This is a genomic window from Streptomyces sp. WELS2, from assembly GCF_013870595.1.
GTDB lineage: Bacteria > Actinomycetota > Actinomycetes > Streptomycetales > Streptomycetaceae > Streptomyces.
The window spans coordinates 1-5,932 of record NZ_JACBWZ010000368.1; the positions used below are offsets into that span (position 1 = coordinate 1).

A 5,932-nucleotide genomic window follows, 5' to 3' on the forward strand; every position below is an offset into this window, starting at 1 on the left:
CCTCCGACCTGTGACGCCCCGCACGCGCGTGGCCCCGGCAGGGGGCCATGCCTCACTCCGCGGGCCGCTGTAGCACCGTCAGGCTGCGGTCCGGGAGGGTGAGGCGGTCGCCGGCCGCGACCTTCTCGCCCGTCCCCGGCTCGACCCCGTCCGGGCGGGCCGTGTCCACCACCACCTGCCACTGCCGGCCGTGGTCGACCGGCACCACGAAGTCCAGCGGCTCGGGGGAGGCGTTGAACATCAGCAGGAAGGAGTCGTCGGTGATGCGCTCCCCGCGCGGACCGGGCTCGGAGATGGCGTTGCCGTTGAGGAACACCGTCAGCGCGGAGGCCTGCGCCGAGTTCCAGTCCCGCTGGGTCATCTCGGCGCCTTCGGGAGTGAACCAGGCGATGTCGGACAGATCGTCGTGGGTGCCCTCCACCGGACGGCCGTGGAAGAAGCGGCGCCGTCGCAGGACGGGATGGTCCCGGCGCAGCCACACCATCGCGCGCGTGAACTCCAGCAGCTCGCCGTCGTCCGCCTGCCAGTCGATCCACGACAGCTCGTTGTCCTGGCAGTAGGCGTTGTTGTTGCCGCGCTGGGTGCGCGCGAACTCGTCGCCGTGGCTGATCATCGGCACGCCCTGGGACAGCATCAGCGTGGCGATGAAGTTCCGCATCTGCCGGGCGCGCAGCCGCAGCACCCCGGGATCGTCGGTGTCGCCCTCCACCCCGCAGTTCCAGGACCGGTTGTGGCTCTCGCCGTCCCGGTTGTCCTCGCCGTTGGCCTCGTTGTGCTTGTCGTTGTACGCCACCAGGTCGTGCAGGGTGAAACCGTCGTGGCAGGTGACGAAGTTGATCGAGGCCAGCGGACGGCGGCCGTCGTCCTGGTAGAGGTCGGAGGAGCCGGTCAGCCGGGAGGCGAACTCGGCCAGCGCGCGCGGCTCGCCCCGCCACAGGTCCCGGACGGTGTCGCGGTACTTGCCGTTCCACTCGGTCCACAACGGCGGGAAGTTGCCCACCTGGTAGCCGCCCTCGCCCACGTCCCACGGCTCGGCGATCAGCTTCACCTGGGAGACCACGGGATCCTGCTGCACCAGGTCGAAGAACGACGACAGCCGGTCCACCTCGTGGAACTGCCGGGCCAGGGTGGCCGCCAGGTCGAAGCGGAAGCCGTCGACGTGCATCTCGGTGACCCAGTACCGCAGCGAGTCCATGATCAGCTGGAGCACGTGGGGGGACCGCATCAGCAGCGAGTTCCCGGTGCCCGTGGTGTCCATGTAGTAGCGCGGGTCCTCGGCGAGCCGGTAGTACGAGGGGTTGTCGATGCCCTTGAAGGACAGCGTGGGACCCAGATGGTTGCCCTCGGCGGTGTGGTTGTAGACCACGTCCAGGATGACCTCGATCCCGGCCTCGTGCAGCGCCCGGACCGCCGACTTGAACTCCAGCACCTGCTGGCCGCGGTCGCCCCAGGAGGCGTACGCGTTGTGCGGGGCGAAGAAGCCGATCGTGTTGTAGCCCCAGTAGTTGTTCAGCCCCATGTCGACCAACCGGTGGTCGTTCACGAACTGGTGGACGGGCATCAGTTCGAGCGCCGTCACCCCGAGTTCGGTCAGGTGCTCGATGACCGCCGGGTGGGCGAGGCCCGCGTAGGTGCCGCGCAGCTCCTCGGGCAGCCCCGGGTGACGCATGGTCAGGCCCTTGACGTGGGCCTCGTAGATCACCGTGTGGTGGTACTCGGTGCGCGGCGGGCGGTCGTCGCCCCAGTCGAAGTACGGGTTGATCACCACCGACGTCATGGTGTGCGGCGCCGAGTCCAGGTCGTTGCGCCGCTCCGGCGCGCCGAAGTGGTAGCCGTACACCTCCTCGCCCCACCGGACCGACCCGCTGACCGCCTTCGCGTACGGGTCGAGCAGCAGCTTCGCGGAGTTGCAGCGCAGCCCGCGTCCGGGGTCGTAGGGGCCGTGCACCCGGAACCCGTACCGCTGGCCCGGCATCACGCCGGGCAGGTACGCGTGCCGCACGAAAGCGTCGCTCTCGCGCAGTTCCACCGCCGTCTCCGAGCCGTCGTCGTGCAGCAGACACAGCTCTACTCGGTCCGCGGCCTCCGTGAAGACCGCGAAGTTGGTTCCGGCGCCGTCGTAGGTGGCGCCGAGCGGATACGCCTCTCCAGGCCAGACCTGCATGGATACGACTCTCCCAGGTGTGCCGTCCGCCCGGGGCCGCGTCGGCCCCGAGTGTTGTCCGAAAGTGAGGCAACCTCCCGTCACCCGCCCGGCCTCTCGTGAGGTGACCAGTGCGTGCGGCGGTTCTGGTACCCGCAACGCGCCGAACCAGCGGGGCAGAAAACGTACTCCCGGGACCAAGGGGGGAGTAGGGGGACGATGTGCGCGAGAAAGCGCACCGCCATCTGGTAAAGCCTCTCCTGGGAGGACTGCAACGCCCGGGGCGGGCGCGGCCGGCCCGTCGGCAAGAACGCCGGGGACTACGCGACCAGCCACAGCCACAACGTCCTCGGGCGGCTCGACTTCGGCCTCGACGGCTCCTCCGGGACCAAGGCCGAGCAGTACGACTCCACCGTCGGCGCGCCCTCCGGGCGGCAGGAGGGCCCGACCGCCAAGACCACCCGCACCGGGCAGACCAAGGAGTTTGCGGGCGACTACAAGACCTACCGCCGGTGGCGGATGGTCAGCGCGGCCGGCAAGAACAAGGACGGGCACACCCGTTCGTACGAACTGGTCCCCGGACCCACCACCAAGTACCCCGGCCGCCCCTTCACCAAGCACGACCTGTACGTCACCCAGTACGACAAGTGCGAGCTGTTCGCCGGCCACAACCCCAAGTGCGCGACGGGCCACCCGAAGTCCGTCGACAAGTGGGTGAACGGCCGGACCCTCACCCACCCCGTGGTCTGGGTGAACGTCGGCTTCCACCACATAGCCCGGGACGAGGACCGGCAGCCCATGCCCGTGCACTGGCAGGGCTTCTCCGTCGCCCACGGGACGTCACGGCTATGAATCCGCTCACTCCCAAGGAGCCGGCATGACAGAACGGGCACTGGGAATGGCGCAGTTGAGTCGAGCGGCCGGGAAACCGACCTGTCCATCCGGCTGCACCGCCGACCGCTTGCGGAGTAGGCTTCCTTGATCGTTGAGATGGGAAGCCCCGGGAGCGGAAGGCGGTGCACGGGTGGGCTCGGGAGGGCTGGAGCTGCCTCCTGGTGACGAGGGTCACGAGGGGAACTCCGCAGACGTCCCGCCCGGCGCGGTGTCCCTGGCCCGGCCGATGGACGCGGGGTCCATCGGCCCGGAGCTGGACTGGGACGCCGACGCCTGGCGCGAGGTACGCACCCGCGCCCAGCGGGCCGGCCGGGCCTACATCTGGCTGAACCTCGTCGAACAGCGGCTGCGGGCGGTCGTGGCCGCCGTGCTGCGGCCCGTCTACGAACCCGTCCACGGCGACGAGTGGGTGGTGGCCGCGGCAGGCCCGGCCGGGCAGGAGTGGGTGCAGCGGGCGGTCGCCGTCCGCGAGGTCAGCCGCCGCAAGGGCTATCTGCTCGACCCGGCCGACGACAACGTCCTCAGCTTCCTCACCCTGCCCCAGCTGCGCGAGCTGGTGGTGCAGCACTGGCCGTGCTTCGAGCCGTACTTCGACGAGCGCCGGGACCTCGAACTCGCCCTGGACGAGCTGGAGGTGACCCGCAACGTCGTCTCCCGCAACCGGGCCCTGTCCGAGGCGGTCCTCGGCCAGGCCGAGCGGGCCTCGGCCCGGCTGCTGGAGATGCTCGGCGCGGGCGGGGACGTGCCCTCGGCGCGCCGGCTGCCCGTGGACGCGGTCGAGGACCTGGTCGGCGACCGGTACGCGGACGTCGTCGCGGTCCACCCCGACCGGGTGCGGCTGCTGCGCCGGTTCCCGGCCGAGGACATCTTCGGCGGCGCCCGCCGGCTCGACGCCATCGGCATCGGCCTGAACCTGCTGGTGCAGAACTTCTCCGGGCGCCGCCTGGTCCGGCTCGCCGAGTCCGGCTGCCGGGTGCGGCTGCTCTTCCTCAACCCGGCCTCCAGCTCGGTCAAGCGCCGCGAGCGCGAACTGGGGATGAAACGGGGCGAACTGAGCCGCTCGGTGGAGATGAACATCCTGCACATGCGCCGGGTGCGGTCCCGGCTGCGCGACCCGGGCGCCTTCGAGATCCAGGTGTACGACGAGACGCCCCGCTTCACCGCCTACCTGGTGGACGGCGACGGCGCGGACGGCGTCGCGGTGGTGCAGTCCTATCTGCGCGGGGCGCGCGGGATGGAGTCGCCGGTCCTGGTGCTGCGCAACGGCAGCCGACTGGTCACGCCCGAAGACGCCGGAGAATCCGGTCTTTTCCCGACATACCGCGAGGAATTCGAACTGGCTTGGGCGGATTCGCGCCCGGTGTCCTGACCCACCGGCGCCGGGCGGCACAAGGCCGACGGTGGATTGTCAGTGCCGCGTGCGATGGTGGAGGCACTGGGGGAAAGCACCACCGAGAAGGGGGGCCGCCCATGGGCTGGCACCAGGAGCTGCTGATCGGCTTCGACCTGGAGACGACGGGGACCGATCCGCGTCGGGCGCGCATCGTCACCGGTGCCGTGATCGAGGTCAGGGCCGGTGAGCCCATGGGCCGCCGGGAGTGGCTGGCCGATCCGGGCGTGGAGATCCCGGCCGACGCGGTCGCGGTCCACGGCATCAGCACCGCACGCGCGGCGGCCGAGGGCCGCCCGGCCGACCAGGTGGCCGACGCCATCGCGGACGTCCTGGTGTCGTACTGGAAGACGGGCGTCCCGGTCGTCGCCTACAACGCGGCCTTCGACCTGACCCTGCTCTCCGCCGAACTGCGGCGGTACGGCCTGCCGTCCCTGACCGACCGGCTCGGCGCCGCCCCCGCCCCGGTCGTCGACCCGTACACCATCGACCGCTGGGCCGACCGCTACCGCCGGGGCAAACGGAACCTGGAGGCGGTCTGCGCCGAGTACGGCATAGTCCTGGGCACGGCCCACGACGCCACCGCCGACGCCCTCGCCGCGGCCCGGCTCGCCTCCGCGATAGCCGACCGCCACCCCAAGATCGCCGCCCTCGGCCCCGCCGAACTGCACCGGCGTCAGATCCGGTGGTACGCCGAGTGGGCGGCGGACTTCCAGGCGTTCCTGCGGCGCAAGGGCGAGACGGACGCGGTGGTCGACGGCGCGTGGCCGCTGCGCGAGCCGACCGGGGACCAGCCCGCGTAAGCGGTTGCCGCGGTGGCCCGTGCCCCGTCGGCGCGAGGTGCCGTCAGAACGGATACCACCGCACCGTCTCGTCCCCGTCCCGCAGGGACGCGACCCGGCGCCGGAACTCGGCCAGGGCCTTGGGGTTGGACGGGGCGTGCTGGGCCACCCACGCGCAGCTGGCCGTCTCCCGGGCGCCGCGCAGCACCCCGCAGCCGTCCCACTCGCGCACGTCCCAGCCGTAGGCCGCGGTGAAGGAGTCGTACGCCTCGGCGGGCAGGCCGTAGCGGTCGCGGGAGAGCGCCATGACCACCAGGTCGTGCTCGCGCAGGTCGGCGGAGAAGGTCTCCAGGTCGACCAGGACCGGCCCGTCCGGTCCGACGTGCACATTGCGGGGCAGCGCGTCGCCGTGGACCAGCCCCGGCGGCAGATGGGGCGTCAGCGCCGCCGCCCGCGCCGCGAAGCCGTCTCGGCGCGCCCGGAGATAGGCCGCGTCCTCGCGGTCGATCGCGTCACCCGCGAGGCGCAGCCAGCGCTCCACACCGCCCAGCAGATCGCGGGGCGGCAACGCGAACGGGGGAGAGGGGAGGGCGTGCACGATGCGCAGCAGCGCGGCCAGGTCCTTTGGCTCGGCGGGCCGTACGGCATCCGGCAGCCGGTGCCACACGGTCACCGGATGGCCGTCCACCAGCAGGGCCTTCGGCTCGGCCGCCCGCACCGCCG

At 71.6% G+C, this 5,932-nt stretch carries 4 protein-coding genes and 1 pseudogene; 3 read left to right on the top strand and 2 right to left on the bottom strand.

The features are described 5' to 3' along the window. Positions 1–52: 52 nt before the first annotated feature. Positions 53–2,164: a glycogen debranching protein GlgX gene (gene glgX, locus H5J33_RS20650; RefSeq protein WP_181796407.1), complete on the bottom strand. Its 2,112-nt coding sequence runs from the start codon at positions 2,162–2,164 to the stop codon at positions 53–55. A gap of 231 nt (positions 2,165–2,395) precedes the next feature. Here glgX and H5J33_RS20655 point away from each other — a divergent pair. The 3 genes and pseudogenes from H5J33_RS20655 to H5J33_RS20665 form a co-directional block, all read left to right on the top strand. Further along, a pseudogene (locus H5J33_RS20655) lies at positions 2,396–3,024 on the top strand (copper amine oxidase); the annotation flags it as partial. 143 nt (positions 3,025–3,167) lie between these two features. Continuing rightward, positions 3,168–4,406 (top strand): SAV2148 family HEPN domain-containing protein, encoded by a 1,239-nt coding sequence (locus tag H5J33_RS20660; protein ID WP_181796408.1) that lies wholly within the window; start codon positions 3,168–3,170, stop codon positions 4,404–4,406. A 101-nt stretch (positions 4,407–4,507) separates the two neighbouring features. Further along, positions 4,508–5,230, top strand: coding sequence for a 3'-5' exonuclease (locus tag H5J33_RS20665; RefSeq protein WP_181796409.1), 723 nt, complete (start codon positions 4,508–4,510; stop codon positions 5,228–5,230). A gap of 43 nt (positions 5,231–5,273) precedes the next feature. On the opposite strand, the gene H5J33_RS20670 is transcribed toward H5J33_RS20665, so the two are convergent. Beyond that, positions 5,274–5,932, bottom strand: a 659-nt coding sequence (locus H5J33_RS20670; protein ID WP_181796410.1) for an aminoglycoside phosphotransferase family protein, incomplete at its 5' end; no start/stop codon positions are given.